The sequence below is a fragment of the Bradyrhizobium sp. LVM 105 genome, from assembly GCF_003957705.1.
GTDB lineage: Bacteria > Pseudomonadota > Alphaproteobacteria > Rhizobiales > Xanthobacteraceae > Bradyrhizobium > Bradyrhizobium frederickii.
In genome coordinates this window covers 74,671-91,137 of sequence record NZ_QZMV01000014.1, presented here as the reverse complement: position 1 = coordinate 91,137, position 16,467 = coordinate 74,671, and the positions used below count along the sequence as shown (strand labels likewise).

General features: G+C 58.6%; 11 protein-coding genes and 1 tRNA gene. 2 read left to right on the top strand and 10 right to left on the bottom strand.

Annotation, left to right across the window (positions count from 1 at the left end; all coding sequences use genetic code 11):
* Positions 1-184: 184 nt before the first annotated feature.
* The 6 genes from D6B98_RS30035 to D6B98_RS30010 form a co-directional block, all read right to left on the bottom strand.
* Positions 185-1,675, bottom strand: a complete 1,491-nt coding sequence (locus D6B98_RS30035; protein ID WP_126260643.1) for a class I SAM-dependent DNA methyltransferase — start codon at positions 1,673-1,675, stop codon at positions 185-187.
* Entirely contained in the window at positions 1,672-3,015 is a 1,344-nt protein-coding gene (locus D6B98_RS30030) for a restriction endonuclease subunit S (protein WP_126260642.1), read from the bottom strand. Before D6B98_RS30030 ends, D6B98_RS30035 begins: the two co-directional genes overlap by 4 nt.
* Positions 3,012-5,765, bottom strand: a complete 2,754-nt coding sequence (locus D6B98_RS30025; protein ID WP_126260641.1) for a type I restriction endonuclease subunit R — start codon at positions 5,763-5,765, stop codon at positions 3,012-3,014. The genes D6B98_RS30030 and D6B98_RS30025 overlap by 4 nt, the downstream gene beginning before the upstream one ends.
* Positions 5,766-6,323: 558 nt before the next feature.
* The gene (locus D6B98_RS30020; protein ID WP_126260640.1) at positions 6,324-6,914 is read right to left on the bottom strand and encodes a DUF4276 family protein; all 591 of its coding nucleotides are present in this window, start codon (positions 6,912-6,914) and stop codon (positions 6,324-6,326) included.
* Positions 6,914-8,299 (bottom strand): AAA family ATPase, encoded by a 1,386-nt coding sequence (locus D6B98_RS30015; RefSeq protein WP_126260639.1) that lies wholly within the window; start codon positions 8,297-8,299, stop codon positions 6,914-6,916. The genes D6B98_RS30020 and D6B98_RS30015 overlap by 1 nt, the downstream gene beginning before the upstream one ends.
* 441 nt (positions 8,300-8,740) lie before the next feature.
* Positions 8,741-8,830 (bottom strand) — tRNA-Ser (locus D6B98_RS30010).
* A 194-nt stretch (positions 8,831-9,024) separates the two neighbouring features.
* On the opposite strand from D6B98_RS30010, the gene D6B98_RS30005 reads away from it, so the two are divergent.
* The gene (locus tag D6B98_RS30005; protein ID WP_164718956.1) at positions 9,025-9,366 is read left to right on the top strand and encodes a hypothetical protein; all 342 of its coding nucleotides are present in this window, start codon (positions 9,025-9,027) and stop codon (positions 9,364-9,366) included.
* Between the two features lie 159 nt (positions 9,367-9,525).
* Here D6B98_RS30005 and D6B98_RS30000 read toward each other — a convergent pair whose 3' ends face one another.
* The 3 genes from D6B98_RS30000 to D6B98_RS29990 all read right to left on the bottom strand — a co-directional run bounded on the left by D6B98_RS30000 (position 9,526) and on the right by D6B98_RS29990 (position 13,538).
* On the bottom strand, positions 9,526-10,989 hold the full coding sequence (locus D6B98_RS30000; RefSeq protein ID WP_126260638.1) for a trehalose-6-phosphate synthase: 1,464 nt from the start codon (positions 10,987-10,989) through the stop codon (positions 9,526-9,528).
* A gap of 241 nt (positions 10,990-11,230) precedes the next feature.
* Positions 11,231-12,049 (bottom strand): trehalose-phosphatase, encoded by an 819-nt coding sequence (gene otsB, locus D6B98_RS29995; RefSeq protein WP_126260637.1) that lies wholly within the window; start codon positions 12,047-12,049, stop codon positions 11,231-11,233.
* Between the two features lie 4 nt (positions 12,050-12,053).
* Positions 12,054-13,538: an MFS transporter gene (locus D6B98_RS29990; RefSeq protein WP_164718970.1), complete on the bottom strand. Its 1,485-nt coding sequence runs from the start codon at positions 13,536-13,538 to the stop codon at positions 12,054-12,056.
* A gap of 181 nt (positions 13,539-13,719) precedes the next feature.
* On the opposite strand from D6B98_RS29990, the gene D6B98_RS29985 reads away from it, so the two are divergent.
* The gene (locus D6B98_RS29985) at positions 13,720-14,106 is read left to right on the top strand and encodes a DUF3175 domain-containing protein (protein WP_126260635.1); all 387 of its coding nucleotides are present in this window, start codon (positions 13,720-13,722) and stop codon (positions 14,104-14,106) included.
* Between the two features lie 113 nt (positions 14,107-14,219).
* On the opposite strand, the gene D6B98_RS29980 is transcribed toward D6B98_RS29985, so the two are convergent.
* Positions 14,220-16,253, bottom strand: coding sequence for a methyl-accepting chemotaxis protein (locus tag D6B98_RS29980; RefSeq protein WP_164718955.1), 2,034 nt, complete (start codon positions 16,251-16,253; stop codon positions 14,220-14,222).
* Between the last annotated feature and the right edge of the window lie 214 nt (positions 16,254-16,467).

The window sequence follows — 16,467 nt, the reverse complement described above, 5'->3', positions numbered from 1 at the left end:
TCCGACTGATTGCGACCGTGGACCAATTACGCCAGCATTGACCCTGGGCCGGCCGGAGAGCCTGAGAAGCAGCTTCTCGGATTCTTAAACTTGTTTATCAAGCGGCCGCTCGGACGGACCTCGACAAGTCGGGGCGCCCCCCCAACACTCCGCGCGCCATCCCCATTCAACAGCGGCGGCGAGATTAAGCCACCTTATTCAGGCTAGCCAGCACCGCGCGGAAACTGCTCAGACCCGCCTCAAGATTTTCGATAATCTCCTCGGCAAGGTCGTCCGGCTCAGGCAGGTTGTCGAGGTCCGTGAGGCTCTTGTCCTTGAGCCAGAATAGGTCGAGGCTTGTCTTGTCGCGCGCCACCAGCTCTTCATATGAAAACTTGCGCCAGCGGCCCTCAGGGTTCTTATCGGCGTCCCAAGTCGCTTTACGCTTGTGCCGGTTCTTTGGGTTATAGCATTCGACAAATTCCATGAGGTTCTCGAAGCGCAACGGCTTCTTCTTCAGTGTGTGATGAATGTTCGTTCGATAATCATAGTACCACACTTCCTTCGTCCACGGCTTCTTGCTGGCCTCATGGTTGTCGAAGAAGATGACATTCGCCTTCACGCCATTGGCATAGAAAATGCCGGTGGGTAAACGCAGGATGGTGTGCAACTCGGTAGTTTTAAGAAGGTTCTGGCGAACGATCTCACCAGCTCCTCCTTCAAACAAGACGTTGTCGGGGACGACTACGGCCGCACGGCCGGTGGTTTTCAGCATCGTGCGGATGTGCTGCACGAAATTGAGCTGCTTGTTCGACGTGGTGGCCCAGAAATCTTGCCGATTGTAGGTGAGGTCGTCCTCTTCCTCCTCACCTTCCTCATTCGTAAAGCTCATAGAGCTTTTCTTACCGAAGGGTGGATTGGCCAGCACGTAATCGAAGCTCTGCCCGCTGGCGGCGACCAGAGCATCATTGGGAGAGATCATGACCTCGCCATCGATCTCACCAATATTGTGCAGGTACATGTTCATCAGACAGAGTCGGCGCGTCCCGGCAACGATCTCGTTGCCATGGAAGGTCTTGTTCTTAAGAGCAGCTTTTTGAGCCTTGTCGAGATCGCAATTCGCCGTATTCGTCAGGAAATCGTAGCAGGCGAGGAAGAAACCACCTGTGCCGCACGCCGGGTCCGCGATCGTCTTGCCCGGCTCGGGGCGTACGCACTCGACTATTGCCTTGATCAGGGTGCGGGGCGTGAAATATTGACCTGCGCCAGACTTAGTATCCTCGGCGTTCTTTTCCAACAATCCTTCATATATGTCGCCTTTGACATCCGCGCCCATCGTTACCCACTGCACTTCATCGATCATGTCGATGAGGCGGTAGAGTTTCGCCGGATCTTGAATCTTGTTCTGCGACTTCGTGAATATCTGTCCGAGAACGTCCTTCCGCTGACCAAGCTCGCGCAGCAGTTCGATGTAGTGACCCTCCAGCTCCGCACCACGCTTGGCCTTTAGAATCGGCCACGTGTACTTTGCGGGTATCCCAATGTCGCGCTTGTAGGGCGGGTTGGAATACTCGTCAGCCATCTTTAGAAAGATTAGATACGTCAGTTGTTCCAGATAGTCGCCATAACCGACACCGTCATCGCGCAACGTGTTGCAGAAGCTCCAAACCTTCGAAACGATAGGCGCGGTGCTCATGCTACTTCCTTCTTCTTATCGGTCCGTGACAACTTTGCGGTAGGTTTAGCTCTCTCGGAGCGTAGTCTCTCGAACAGCATCGAAGCAGGTTGATCGCCTTGGTCCTGCATGACGAGCTGGCCAGAAAAGGCTTTCTTCAGAATCGATTGACGCAGCGAAGCAGCGTGAGAAATTTGATCCGCGATTACTGATTCAGCATTATCGATTAGAGATAGGCGCTCTCGCACCTGGGACACAATAAATTCCTGGTGGTGTTTGTTGAACGGCACTGGAACCGGTAGCGATTCAAGCTTCCCGTGGTTCAAACTTATGCCACTTTCGCTGATTCCTGATTTTCGTGAGTTAATTTCCTCAACTACGCGCGGCGAGTTGAGCGCCAACTCGAGGTACTCGGGCAGAATAAGATCTTCATTACAGCGGAATCTGTAGACCGTGTCGCACAGCATCGATCGAGGGCGCGCCTTTTTGACGTAACATACGACGCCTGTCCGGGGGCGGGGCCCCTTGCGAGTCATGAGGAGGTCGCCGTCATTGATCTCGATGTTGGGCCGCGGTTTCAAATCTAGCGGAAGTGGCTTGCACTCCGTGCCATCATATTTCATTGGCTGAACTGCCGTGGTTTTTATAATCGCCCATTCAGAATCGTTGGGTTGGCGATTCAGTTCGCACTTAGGGCTCCAGCCCTGATTGATCGGCCCTATTAGTTCGCTCAGTAACTTGGTGGGAAATTGCCTGCCAGTGTCATCTTGCATCGCTCGATTCAATACAACGAGCCTAAAAAGGGCCAGTTGAGAACGCGCGCGCAAGAGGTTGTCCAATCCCTTGTCTATTTCGGAGAACAGTTCTTCGATCTTCGCAACGATGCGAAGTTGTTCATTTGTTGGAGGTAGTTCAAATGGCTGTGCACGTACCTGATCTTCCTTCACAGCTGGATAGCTCACGCCGTACTGTTCACCGGTAAGCGCAGCGACGAAATCCCGAGAGATTGACTTGTAGAACAGGTAGCTAGGGTTCACCCCGTCGACGGCCCGTAGTACAGCGAAGCCGGTAGACGCAATTTCTCCATCTAGACTTTCAGGAACCTGGGCGATGTTTCGCAAGTAAGGTCGAACGGTAGCGAATAGAACATCGCCTGACTTTAATATCTGGCGTGCCCGCGACGGTGCTGATGAAAGACGCAGGTGCTTTGGTTCGGCAATCCTATTCCTGATGTTATCGATACTTGAAATATCAACGTACCGTATATCTCTGTCTTGAGACTCCGCTGCGTCAATCATTTCGACGGGAGCTGTTACATCAGCAATGGTGCACAGTACCCAAGTTGCAGGCAGATTGTTCATGCCGCCAGCGCCTCATTTAGTGCGGCAATGACGCCATCCATGTTCTCGCCGAATAGCTGGTACATTTTGCCCAGGCCACCTTTTGCATTGAACGGGGCCAGATCGAGATCCTCGCGTTCCATATGGATTGAGGTGGTAATGTGGTCTCGGATCATATGCAACCATTCAAGCTGCTCGCCGGTGAACTTCTCGCCAGCGCCACTGTGGCGCTTCAGAATCCAGCTCTGGAAGTTCCGACGTACTGTATCCCCATAGGGTGCGATCTTTTCGTCGATACCACAGGTGCGGCGAATGAGAGCGACAAGGGCCGTAAGCTCATTGACGGGATCGCTGCCCTTGTACTCGTCGAGCAGGGCGTAGGCGCGCCAGACGCGCAGCGGCGCGAGCTTTGGACGATCGGCCTTGAGTGCGTCGAACAGCACCTTGATCATCGCGTAGGTGACGGTCGATCGGCGCGCCGATTGAGTGTAGAAGATCGTAAGGGCTTCGATCTGATCCTTGTTCTCATTGAGATAATCCGCAAAGCCTTTTGCCATCGCTGCGGCGTTTTCTTTAGCGTCGCCACTCCATCCCGATTCGATGAGCTTGTCGAGATTGTCGTGATCGATTGTTTGCTCCTTCTCGCGACGGATGCCGTCGAGAAGGTTTATCAAGGGACCAGTAAAGACATTGGCGGCCTGGCCAACGAGCTTGTCACGCGCTTGGTTGCGCTGTGCGTCCGTCGGCTCCGTGCCGCCAGCTGCTAGCTTTGCGGTTTCTTCGATCCGGTCACCATCGATCGCATCGAACAATCCGCGCACAATGTCTGTCAGTGTTGCTCCTCCGGCGGCCTCCTTAATGCGGACCTGGTCTTTTTCGTCGAGTTCGTTGTTGAGGCGCGCCAGACGCCCAGCAAGAGAGCTGACGGTATCTTCGTCGCGTGCGCCCATCATAACCCCGGTCGCCAGGTCCTTGAGTGGGACTGACGGCTTGGTTATGAGAGGCTGGCTTGCGGTTTTGAGTGATTTCGTGACGCCTACGGCGTCCACAATGACGTAGTGGGTTTTGGCCATTGTTGCGGAGGGGGTAACCTTCTTCAGGTTATCGGCGTCTAATGTGCGCGTGCCGCGTCCCTTCATCTGCTCAAAGTAGTTCGAGCTTTTCACGTCCCGCATGAAGAGCAAGCATTCAAGTGGTCTAACGTCCGTGCCAGTCGCGATCATATCGACCGTAACGGCAATTCGAGGATTGTAGCCATTGCGGAACTGGGCGAGCACAGACTTGGGGTCTTCACTCGACTGATAGGTGATCTTCTTGCAGAAATCATTGCCCTCCGCGAACTCCTCGCGGATTATCTGAATGATATCGTCCGCGTGACTGTCGGTCTTGGCAAAGACGAGTGTCTTGGGGACTTCCTTACGTCCGGGAAAGATATCGGGGAGCTTGTCCCTAAACGCACGAACGACGGTTCGTATCTGGTCGGGATTGACTACGGCGCGATCGAGCTGCGTGGCGGCGTACCGTTCGTCCTCATCTTGACGTTCCCAGCGCTTTTGACGGGTAATGCGCTCGCGCTTCTGTACCTGCTGATTGGCCTTGATCGTTCCGCCCTCCTTTGTGACCTCAGTGTCGATTATGTAGATTTCGTTGCCGACATTAACTTTATCGGCAACGGCGCGCTCGTGACCGTACTCACTGACGACGTTCTTGCGAAAGAACCCGTAAGTGCGATTGTCAGGTGTGGCCGTCAGCCCGATAAGAAAGGCGTCAAAATACTCAATCACCTGCCGCCAGAGATTATAAATGGATCGGTGGCACTCATCGATGATGATGAAATCGAAGAATTCGGGAGGAATCTTCTTGTTATAAACGACAGGAAGCGCTTGTTTAGGTCTCACGAGCAACTCGGCAGGGTTGGTCTCCTCAGCAGACTCATCCAACGGTTCATCCTTGAGCAGGGAATACATGCGTTGGACAGTGCTGATGCAAACCTGGCTGCTACCGGCGATGAAAGGGGATCTCAGGCGCTGAACGTTATAGAGCTCGGTGAACTTCCTGTTGTCATCGTTTGGGCGGTAAGACATGAATTCCTGTTCGGCCTGTTCGCCCAGGTTCTTCGTGTCTACGAGAAAGAGAATACGCTTGGCGTCGGCAAATTTCAGTAGTCGGTAGACCGACGTGATTGCCGTGAACGTCTTGCCGGAGCCGGTCGCCATTTGGACGAGAGCGCGAGGCCGGTCTTCGCAGAATGACTGCTCAAGGTTTTGCAGTGCAGTAATCTGGCAATCGCGTAAACCTGCTGGGTCCAGCGGAGGTATATCGTAGAGGCGAGCGCGGAGCGACTTGGGCTTGGAAAGCCAATCGGCCATCGTTTCGGGTCGATGGAAAGTGAATACTTCGCGAGAGCGAGGTTTGGGGTCGCGTCCGTCGGTGAAGCGCGTAATGACGCCGGTACTCTCATAGACGAAGGGGAGAGGCTCCTTATTGTTTACCCACTTGAGCTTGGCAGCCGCATAGCCCGCAGACTGCTCTTCGACCGTTGTAATCTTCTGTCCCCAATCTTTGGGCTTAGCTTCGATCACGCCTACCGCAAGTCGGTCGACGAATAGTACGTAATCAGCCGGGCCAGCATCGGTCTGATACTCGCGTATAGCGATGCCTAGGCTCACATTGAAGTCGATGGCCTTCTTATTCTGAACGGCCCAGCCGGCCTCGATCAGGCTCCTATCGATCTGATCACGGGCAATCTGTTCAGGGTTTTGGTTGGACATCGCTGCAGATTACCTCTCCGGCACAGCCTTCAGTCTGGTCGGCCCGCTATGCCTTTGAATAAATGGCTTGTTCGCTACTTGCGTGTACCAGCGGAGAACGTATAGCGACTGAACCGTTTTCAGCCAAGAACCCTCATAGTTTCAGAGATTCCTCGATGGCCTGTGTGAAAGCATGCCATCTCTTTGTCTTGGCGCCGAAGCGAGGGATATTCGAAGCAATTGCAGTCATCTAACGATGGATCGCCGGCGGTAGATGATGGCAAAGCCCGCATCAACTGCTCTCGCCGGCCATCACCGAAGCCATCCTGAATGGGCTGCAGCCGGAAGGGCTTGAACTGGCGCAGCTGTTGAAATCCATTTCCCCTGAGTGGGACAAGCAGAAAGCTCTGCTCACTTATCGGCCCGCAAAGCTGGCAGCCGCTAAGACCCTTCCAAGCCGGAAGCGGTTTCGCGGCTCAGAGAGAGCGCTCGGATAGATCGAACGCTCAACACTTCGAAAGCGCCGATAACGGGATAGACACACCCAATTGGCTTTTAAGCTGTTAGTCGGCTCTCTGGTCAGCCGCCGCCCGATGGAGCTTCGACGGATGGCGTCGCGAGCCAGTGGGGGCAGAAAGGCGACACTCGCGACCTGAAGCGATCAAAACTTTGGGACGATGCAGCCACTCGTCCAGGGTCAATTTGACAGAACAAATCAACACCCACGCTTACCTCGTGGTATGTGATTTTCTTTGTGAGCATAAGGCGGCGAATTTCGCGCTTGCCGTGCAAGCCTTCGCAGCAGCTCGATATCTTTATGTCGTACACCTCGTCGAAATATCTCTCGTCGCCGAGCATCCAGTTCTCAATCATTCTATCGGGGCATGAGATGATGATGTCTTTCGTGGACACTCCCAAGCCTTTGAGTAGAGCCGCGAGTTCTTCCTCCATCTCAAGAGCGGATTGAGGACGCTTCTCACGGTCAACTATTAGCACAATAGGATAGTGCCGCCCTTTAAGCAGTGCAATCAAAGAGTGCGCGGCTTTTGCAATCGCCTCAAGGGCAACGTCTTTTCCGTTCAATCCGGTTAATCGTACAGTGGCGCCGTTACATAGGCGCTGGACAATCTTCTTCTCAGTCAAGCCATCGACCAAAAACGCCGGCGCCATTACTCGATTGCTCCAGCCAAATAGTAATAGCCGGCACCAAATCCGGTCTGATGGATCTCCCTTCGAATGTCTTCTGAGTTAGTCGGTCGCTTGGCGACGGTTCGCCCACTCTCCATATGCACTAACACCATCTCATCGGGGTCCACGCAATTGAGAATGGTTTCACTGTGAGTTGTCATAATAGCAAATCCGTCTCTACCGCCTGTTAGGAATGTGTCTCTAACGATGCTTACAATTTGCTTCTGCATCAATGGGTGCAGAAAGTTCTCAGGCTCTTCAATTGAGAAGACGGCAGCGCTCGTGACAATCGCAGTTACCAACGTGAACCATTTGGCTGTACCATCGGATACCAGGCTGAAGGGTAGCGCCAGCGAACCATCGCCGTAGTCGACCTTCAAGAATATGCGAAGCTGATTTTCAATGGTGTCAGGTTCGACTGTGATGTCTTGAATTGCGTCGTTCACAATCTTGGAATACCCAAGGACTTTACTTAGTGTCTCTTCTGGTGCTCGGAAAAACGGGCGGAGACCATAGTAAAAATCGTCAAAGTATGGCTCGCGGCGAGATCGGGTGAGCGCAAACAGAACAGCAGCGAGACCTGTACCGTCTTCTTCTATTGTAGGGTCGTTCGCAATATCTTCTGCCCGCCTGACCAGCGACGGCGATATGTTGAACGATTTGGCGCCGAACAGGTCCTGGACCAGCAGTTCGGAGCCCTGTACGTAACGCGTCAGCAATCGAAACAGGGTAGTTGCAGAAGAATTCCTAACGAGAATGTCAATCAACGCGACTCTAAGTTCTGCTGCGTTGGCTTTTGTTGGTCGCGGCATATAATATTCTTCAAGGTATTCCTCGATTTTCTTCGAGAGGACCGCCTCCATTTTGTCAGTGCCGGCCGCATATACGACTATCTCAACCGGCCAATCAGCTGAGACGGGCTCCTCGAACGCGAGTTTGAGGTACTGCCTGGAATAGGCAAGCGATCCGCTTCGGCCTGAAAGAGTTATTTCAGCACCGTACTCGTAGAAGACGTGGATCGACTTTTTTCGGGGGTAGGCCTGATGGCTGCCGTCGCCCCGAATGATGAAGTTGATGCTCTTGCCAAGAGCGCCGGAAGTATCACGGCGAAAAATCCGGCCGGCACCTCCGCTGCGGCTAACTGCTTCCAGCAGCTGATAGCGCGACAGATGACCGAGAAATTCTATGAAGCTCAGAACATTTGTTTTGCCGCTTCCGTTCGGCCCAATCAGAACGTTCAACCCTTTGTGGAAATCCAGCGTGAAATTCTCAAGGGATTTGAACCCTGAGACTGAAATGCTCTTTAGCAACGCCTGCTCCTCAATCTGAACGGGAACAAATGAACAGCTTTTCGCTGAAGCGATCAAGGCCCTGATGTTCGGGTACTAAACCGATAGAAGCGACCTCTACGCGGCGAGCGCAGAGTGATGCAAAATGGAATGCACTGCCTAATTCCTAAATGGACGTTGGGCGGTGAACGCCCCTGATCGACGCCTGCAGGGAGAATGGGCCGGCGCCTTTAAGATCGGGCGGTACGCGCCGGAAATTCAGGGCTCGTCTATGACCCCAGACTTGATTGGTTCAGCGAGAGGAATCCAAACCACTCCCCCAATTATCGCTCGGTTTGCTGAAAAATGCCGTACTAGACCGATTCGTGGGGCACTAAGATTCGGAGAAAATTCGGTTCTCCGGGCCTATCGAACGCCTATTTGATCGACAGCGGGATTTCTCTGGCGGGCAAAATGCAGGGAAATAGCCGAATTTTTTGACCTGTTTCCACATCGCAGTGCGAAATGACTTTGGCTTGCTGGCGGAGAGAGTGGGATTCGAACCCACGGTACGGTTTCCCGCACACACGCTTTCCAAGCGTGCGCCTTAAGCCACTCGGCCATCTCTCCGGAGCGCCCTCTCTTGAAGGGGCGCCGACGATTTTGCAAGGGATCGCTGGGAAAACCGGCGAATTTTCCGCAAGCCATTGTATTTAAAGGATAATATTCTGCGACGCAGATGCTCTGATCGGCCTGCGGGCTGAACCCGTGACGGGTTTGGCGCGACGATTCAGTTGAGGATACCGAGCGCGACCGGGGGAGCCATGACCATCCGCAAGACCATCTTCGCCCTTGGCCTGATTTCGGCCCTTGGCTCCGCCCTGGCGGCGCCCGCTGCTGCCCAGGTCTGCACGCGTCAAGGCGTCGATGTCAGCTGCGACGACGGGCGGCGCGGGGTGCTGTCGGGCGATGCCATCATGTGGCCGGACGGGACGCGCTCGAGCTCGGCGCCGCATCCAAGCGTGATCATCGGCAACAAGAGCTCGGTGCATGTCGGCACCGGCGTGTTCGTCGGCCAGGGCAAGGGCATGGTGCCGATGGACGATCCCAACGCGCCGAACAAGCGGCAGTGCGCGGTTCTGGACGGGGTCTCGTATTGCTATTGAAGGGAAACCTCGCCCCGCTTGCGGGGAGAGGCCGGATTGCATCGAAGATGCAATCCGGGTGAGGGGGCTCTCCGCGAATCCGACTATCACCTCTCTTGCGAAAAGCCGGCCCCTCACCCCAACCCTCTCCCCGTAAGAACGGGGCGAGGGAGAAGAAAGCTAAATCAGCCTTACGCCTGAGATCGCCGATTTCAGCCAGCGCAGCGCTTGCGGCGGTTGCGCGGCCAGCGGGGCGACGGCGGCCTTCTCGGTGCGGCACTTCTCAAGCGCGGCGACGAAATCGGCCGACCATTGCTGGATGGTGTGGCCGCGCAGCTTCTTCATCATCGCGTCCCAGCGCATCTTGCGCTCGGTGAGCGGCATCGATGCGGCGACCGCGATCGCGCGCGCCATGCCGTCGATATCGTGCGGATTGACGAGCAAGGCGGTATCGAGCTCGTTGGCTGCGCCCGCGAACTTCGACAGCACCAGCACGCCGGGATCGGCCGGGTTCTGGGCTGCGACATATTCCTTGGCGACGAGGTTCATGCCGTCATGCAGCGGCGTCACCACGCCGATCTGCGCTGTGCGGTAGAGACCCGCCAGCACGGCCTGGCTGAAGCCCTTGTTCAAATAGCGGATCGGCGTCCAGTCGACCTCGCCGTGGCGGCCGTTGACGTCGGTGACGAGGCGCGCGACCTCGTTCTGGAGATTGCCATAGGCCTCGATCGCACCGCGCGAGGGATTGGCGATCTGGAGCAGCGAGATGCTGCGCGCAAATTGCGGCTGCTCGGTCCAGAGCCGGTCGAACGCGCTGATGCGGTTGACGAGGCCTTTCGAATAGTCGAGGCGGTCGACGCCGATCGCGAGCCGCTCGCCGTTGAGGCTGCGCCGCAGCCGCGACACGTCCGGATGCGAGGCCGACTTGGCGGCATAGGCTGCGAACTTCTCCGCATCGATGCCGATCGGAAACACTTCACAGCGCGTGCGGCCATGCTGCGAGATCGCAACGCCGTCATCGATGGCAAGGCCAAGCTCGCCGCCGACATAACCAAGGAAGTTATGGCGATCCTCCTCGGTCTGGAAACCGAGCAGATCGTAGGCCAGCATCGCCGTGATCAGTTCGCGGTGGTTGGGAACGCCTTGCATCACCGCAGCGACGGGCCACGGCGTATGCAGGAAGAAGCCGATCGGATCGTCGACGCCGAGATCACGCAGCTCGGCGCCGAGCGCGAGGAAATGATAATCCTGCACCCAGAACGCGGTCTTTGTTTTTCGGAAGCGCATTAAGGCGCGCGCCATGAAGGCGTTGACCTCGCGATAGCTGACATAGTCTTCGCGCGAGACGCGGATCAGGTCGCTGCGTGAATGCAGCGCCGGCCACAGCGCCGAATTGGCAAAGCCCTCGTAATAGCCGCCGTAATGCGCCGCCGGCAGATCCAGTGTCGCGATAGCGCCCGCGCCGAGCGCTTCGATCTCAGCGAACGGTTCCTTCTGATGGCCGTCCCGTACCCGGCCTGAAGACCCCACCCAGATCGCACCCGAATGTTCCACAACCGGCAGCAGCGCCGCCGCGAGGCCGCCCGTCATGGGCTCGTTAGGTTTGCCGCGCGCGACGCGATTTGAAACGACGACTAGATTCACAGGTCGTCCCCTCCTGTTTCATTCCACCCGTTTAACTGCCGTTCATCAATATGGTTCCTGATCATCGTTTCAACCAATTGAAACCAAAATCGGGCGCGGGCGTTGGAACTGGTTTCGCTTGCGGAACCCGGGTGATTTCGTTGCAAAGACACCTTGTGCGATCGGGTTGCGCAACAGGTTTTGCCGCGCCGCGACGCCGATCCGCTTCTCATTATACCTGCGAGATGGCGCGGGCTTTGTTTCACCTCGGATCGAGCAGGCGCGCGAGGAAGGCACGCACGTCGCTCGGCGTGTCGAAATGGCCATTTACGCCCATGGCACGGCGACCGACCGAGAAGGCGAGCCCGTTCATGTCGGGCATGATCGCGAATACGGTTTCATCGGTGACGTCATCGCCGATGAAGATCGGACGCCGTCCCTTGAACGGCTCCCGATTCATCAATTCGCGCACGCCGGTCGCCTTGGTGAATCCGGAATGCTTGATCTCGCAGACGAACTTGCCGGGCAGCACCTCGATTGGCGCGTTGGGCAGATCGGCGCGGATCACCGAGACGGCTTCGTAGATCGCCTTCTCCGCGTGCGGCGCGAGGCGGTAATGCAGCGCGAGCGAATAGCCCTTGTCCTCGAGCAGAATGCCCGGGCTGAGCTTGGCGATGGCGGCGAGCCGCCGCTTCAGCTCCTTGTCCAGCGGCGGCGCGTGCACGGCATCGGCCTCATTGTCCACCGACAGCCGCATCTCGGCGCCGTGGCCGGCGACCGCGCGAAACACCTCGGGCGCGAAGATCAGGTCGATGTCGTTGAGCGAGCGGCCGCTGACCAGCGCCAGCGCGCCGGAAGTGCGCTCGGTCAACCGGTTCAGCGTCTCCGAGAGGCCCGGCGGCACCCATACCTCACGCGGCGTCGGCATCAGGTCGAGCAGGGTCCCGTCGATGTCGAGCAGAATTGCGGTCTCGTCGAGATGGGGCACCAGCGCATGCGGCACCGGCACCGTTTCGGGCGTGTCGTCGTCGAATATTGTGGGCTGCTGGTCCATCGCCATTTCTGCAAGTTCAGATTTCATCAGTCTACTCCATAAAGGCCAGCGGCCGCGCGATTTGTTCGAGCGATTTGCGCTCCGCCGAGACGGCATAGCGCCACGCCACGATCGCGGCCGCGAGCATCAGGACGGCCCCCAGCAAATAGCCGGCGAACACGCTGGTGCGCGATCCCGTGTCGATCAGCGCGCCGAACAGCGCCGGGCCGATCACGCCGCCGATGCCGGTGCCGACGGCGTAGAACACTGCGATCGCCAGCGCGCGGACTTCGAGCGGAAAGGTCTCGCTGACGGTGAGATAGGCCGCGCTGGCGGCCGGTGAGGCAAAGAAGAAGATCACCATCCAGGCGACGGTCTGTCCCTGCGCACTGAGCGCGCCGATGGAGAACAGATAGCCCGACAGCGCCAGCAGCAGGCCCGACATGCCATAGGTGAACATGATCATGGTGCGGCGTCCCAGCGTATCGAACAGCCGGCCAAGCAGGAGCGGCCCGAGGAAATTGCCGGCGGCAAAGGGCAGCAGGTACCAGCCGACGTGATCGGCCCTGATGCCGTAGAAATCGGTCAGCACCAGCGCGAAGGTGAAGAAGATGGCATTGTAGAAGAACGCCTGCGCGCTCATCAGCACGAGGCCGACCACCGCGCGCTGGCGATACGCCGAGAACAGCGTGTGCACGACCTCGCGGATCGGCGTGTGATCGCGCATCTTCAGCCGGATCTTGGGGAAGCGCGCCTCGCTGATATCCTGATCATGCCCGATCACGGAGCGTTCGATCTCGTCGACGATCGCATGGGCCTGATCGGGACGACCGTGGATCATCAGCCAGCGCGGACTTTCCGGAATCCACATGCGCATCAGGAGCACGACGAGGCCGAGGATCGCGCCTATGAGAAACGCCAGGCGCCAGCCGAGCTCGGGATCGATCACGGCAGGATCGAGCAGCACGATGGCCGCGACCGCGCCCATCGCGGCGCCGATCCAGAAGCTGCCGTTGATGACGAGATCGGTCCAGCCGCGATAGCGCGCCGGCACCAGCTCCTGGATCGTCGAGTTGATCGCGGTATATTCGCCGCCGATGCCGGCGCCGGTGAGGAAACGAAACAGTGCGTAGCTCGCGACATCCCAGGACAGCGCGGTCGCGGCCGTTGCCGAGAGGTAGAGTGCCAGCGTGATGAAGAACAGCTTCTTGCGACCGATGCGGTCGGTGAGCCAGCCGAAGCCGAGCGCGCCGAGCACGGCTCCGGCGAGATAGGCGGAATTGGCGATGCCGAGATCGAGATTGGAGAACTGCAGCGACGGACTCTGCTTAAGCGCCCCCGAGAGCGCACCGGCCAACGTCACCTCGAGCCCGTCGAGGATCCAGGTGATGCCGAGCGCGAGCACGACGCGGGTGTGAAAGCCGCTCCAGGGCAGCGCGTCGAGCCGCGAGGGAATGCTGGTCTCGATGATGCGGTCGGTCGCGGCCGCCGAGACCATTGGTGTGTAGTTCAGCGCTGGACTTTGCTGCAATTCCATCAGGCTGTTGCGCTCGATCAATGGCAGCGGCCCCGGTTCACAGGATGCGAACGGGGTCGATCCGATCATCGGGGTGCGGCATTCCGCCTGCCCCTGCGACAACGTCTGCGGCGAGGTCGGGTTCCCGCGGGAACGGCTCCCCGACCCGCTCGTTTTCGAAGCAGCTGCAAGGAGTTGACGCATGGCTCATGCCAGAAAGACGACACATTCTCGAAACAGCGGCACAGGCAAGTCCGGCCGTCGGAAGACGAGCACGCGGCGCAGCACGGTTGCGCGCAAGAGCACCAGGCGCGCCGCGCCGAAACGCTGGTCGCAACGTGTGACGAAAGAGAGCGACGCGCTCGACCTCAGGCAGGGCGTGTTCAAGCTGACCAGCCCGAAGAAGATCGCAATCTCGTTGAAGCAATCGGCCGAGCACAGCTCACGGCGCAAGACCGGCGCCTATCGTTCGGCGCTGTCGATGCTGGCCTTCTACATCAACCGCGCCGGCAAGACCTTGCCGAAAACGCAGCGCGCGCGTCTGGAGAAGGCGAAGGTCGAGCTGAAGCGGGCGTTCGGGCGGGAGTGAGATCAGTAGGGTGGGTTAGGCGAAGCCGTAACCCACCACTCAACTCTCGACGCTCGATTCGAGGTGGTGGATTACGCTTCGCTAATCCACCCTACGCGTTCCTTTCGCAGCCTCTACGCCGCGCGGATATTGGCCATGAAGCGATCGAGCTCGGCGCGCAGGCGGGTGCTTTCGGATGACAGCGTCTTGGCCGAGTGCAGCACCTCCTCCGAGGCCGAGCCGGTCTCGGCGGCGCCGCGGTTGACCTGGCCGATATCGGTGGCCGCGGTCTGGGTGCCCTGCGCCACGGTCTGAACGCTGCGCGCGATCTCCTGCGTCGCCGCGCCCTGCTGCTCGACCGCGCTGGCGATCGAGGTCGAGATCGACGAGATCTGGCCGATGGTCGCCCCGATCTCCTTGATCGCGACAACCGATTCCGCCGTGGCGCCCTGCATGCCCGCGATGTGCGAGGAAATCTCGTCGGTCGCCTTCGCGGTCTGGCTCGCCAGCGACTTCACCTCGCTGGCAACCACGGCAAAGCCGCGGCCGGCCTCGCCGGCGCGCGCCGCCTCGATGGTGGCATTGAGCGCCAGAAGGTTGGTCTGCTCGGCAATCGCCGTGATCAGCTTGACCACTTCGCCGATCTGCTGGGCCGCATGCGACAGCTTTCCGATGCGCCCGTCGGTTTCCTTGGCCTGGACCACGGCGGCCTCCGCGATGCGGCTGGAGTCGCGGACCTGGCGGCCGATCTCCTCGACCGAGGCGGACAGCTCCTCGGTCGCGGTGGCGACCGACTGCATGTTGGAGGAGGCCTGCTCGGAGACGCCGGCGACCTGGCTCGACAGGCTCTGGGTGGTCTCGGCGGTGCGGGTCAGCGTCGAGGCCGCCGATTCCAGCTGCACGGCCGAAGCCGAGACGTTGGAGACGATGGCACCGACCGCGCTCTCGAAATCGTCGGCGAAGCGGATCAGCTCGGCGCGGCGGCTTGCGGCCTGCTCCCGGTTCTGGACCTCGCTGGCGGCAGCGTCGCGCTCGGCCTTGGCCACGGCTTGAACCTTGAACTCCTCGACCGCGCCGGCCATCTCGCCGATCTCGTCCTTGCGGCCGAGGCCCGGCAGCACGACGTCGAAATTGCCCGAGGCAAGCTCCCGCATCGCCTTGCACATCGCGATCATCGGACGCGAGATGCCGTTGCCGAGCATCAGGGCGAGGACAGCTCCGATGGCAAGGCCGCCGAGCGCCAGCATCATCATCAGTCGCTCGGTATCCAGGATCGTCGCATTGGCGCTCGCTTCGATGCGCTGCTGATCCGCAGTCAGCTCCGACCGCAGCTCGCCCGAGAGCTTGAGGATGGTCGCCGCGGTCTTGGTCATCTCGCCGTTCAGCTTGACGATGATCTTCACATTCTCCGACAGCTTGGTGAAGGAGGTGCGGTATTGCTTCAGGAGATTGCCGATCTCGGTCACGCGGTCGGTGATCTTCTGGTCGCTGGCATAGATCGAGACCAGCAGGGTCTCCAGGAATTTGACGCGGGCGATCACGCCATCGGCGGTCTTGGGCTCCGGCTTGGCGACGAAGGCGCTGACCGAGGTGGAGACCGCCAGATATTGCGAGGTGATGTCCTTGGCCGTGGTCTGGACCGATGCCAGCCCCGCCAGCGCGGCAGTATCGGCGAGATCGTCGAACTTGAACCGGATCTTGTTGCCGACGCTGTTGAGCTCATCGGCCGCGATCTTGTTGTTCTCGCGCGTCAGCGTGATGATCTCCCCGAACACCTTCGTGAAGCGCTGGAACTCAGCCTCGAGCTTGCCGACCTGCTCGCGGCGCGCGGCGCCGGTCGTGGCGGCCACCGACTTGGCGATGGCGCCCTTCAGATTTTCTTCGGCGGCCTTGGCTGCGGTCTCGTCGTCCGCCGCCCCGGTCAGGGTGTAGGCCCGTGCCAATCCTTGATAGGCGATCAGTTCGCGGTCGACCGTCCGCGCGAGGTCGGCTTCCGAGACGCTGGTGCGATAGGAGGCCACGGCGTCGGCAATCCGCTCGAAGCCGAAATAGGCGAAGGCCATGCTGACGGCGAGGATGGCCAGCACCGCCACGAAGCCGAGGATGATTTTTGCGCGAAACCGCAGAGTTGGCAGCTTCGATTGGTTCGACTTGGACTTGACCGACATTCCCCCACCCCATTCCATTCGCGGAAAACCAGGCGCAGCCCGAGAGCAGCCCGCCCTCCGACTCGTCCGCACGGTAATTGGCAAAGGATAAGCTGTGGTAAATTTGTGGCGCCGCAACTGGCGTTAGATGACGCAAGGGAATTGTTAAGGTGTGCTTTCCGGCGCTGTTACAATTCAGTACCGCGCCAATCTCTCGCTGTCGTGCCGGACAAGC

Bases quoted from the DNA above. Each gene is read 5' to 3' on its own strand.
- D6B98_RS30035 (WP_126260643.1), bottom strand. From the start codon at position 1,675: ATGAGCACCGCGCCTATCGTTTCGAAGGTTTGGAGCTTCTGCAACACG.
- D6B98_RS30030 (WP_126260642.1), bottom strand. From the start codon at position 3,015: ATGAACAATCTGCCTGCAACTTGGGTACTGTGCACCATTGCTGATGTA.
- D6B98_RS30025 (WP_126260641.1), bottom strand. From the start codon at position 5,765: ATGTCCAACCAAAACCCTGAACAGATTGCCCGTGATCAGATCGATAGG.
- D6B98_RS30020 (WP_126260640.1), bottom strand. From the start codon at position 6,914: ATGGCGCCGGCGTTTTTGGTCGATGGCTTGACTGAGAAGAAGATTGTC.
- D6B98_RS30005 (WP_164718956.1), top strand. From the start codon at position 9,025: ATGACCATCCGCAAGACCATCTTCGCCCTTGGCCTGATTTCGGCCCTT.
- otsB (WP_126260637.1), bottom strand. From the start codon at position 12,049: ATGAAATCTGAACTTGCAGAAATGGCGATGGACCAGCAGCCCACAATA.
- D6B98_RS29990 (WP_164718970.1), bottom strand. From the start codon at position 13,538: ATGGAATTGCAGCAAAGTCCAGCGCTGAACTACACACCAATGGTCTCG.
- D6B98_RS29985 (WP_126260635.1), top strand. From the start codon at position 13,720: ATGGCTCATGCCAGAAAGACGACACATTCTCGAAACAGCGGCACAGGC.
- D6B98_RS29980 (WP_164718955.1), bottom strand. From the start codon at position 16,253: ATGTCGGTCAAGTCCAAGTCGAACCAATCGAAGCTGCCAACTCTGCGG.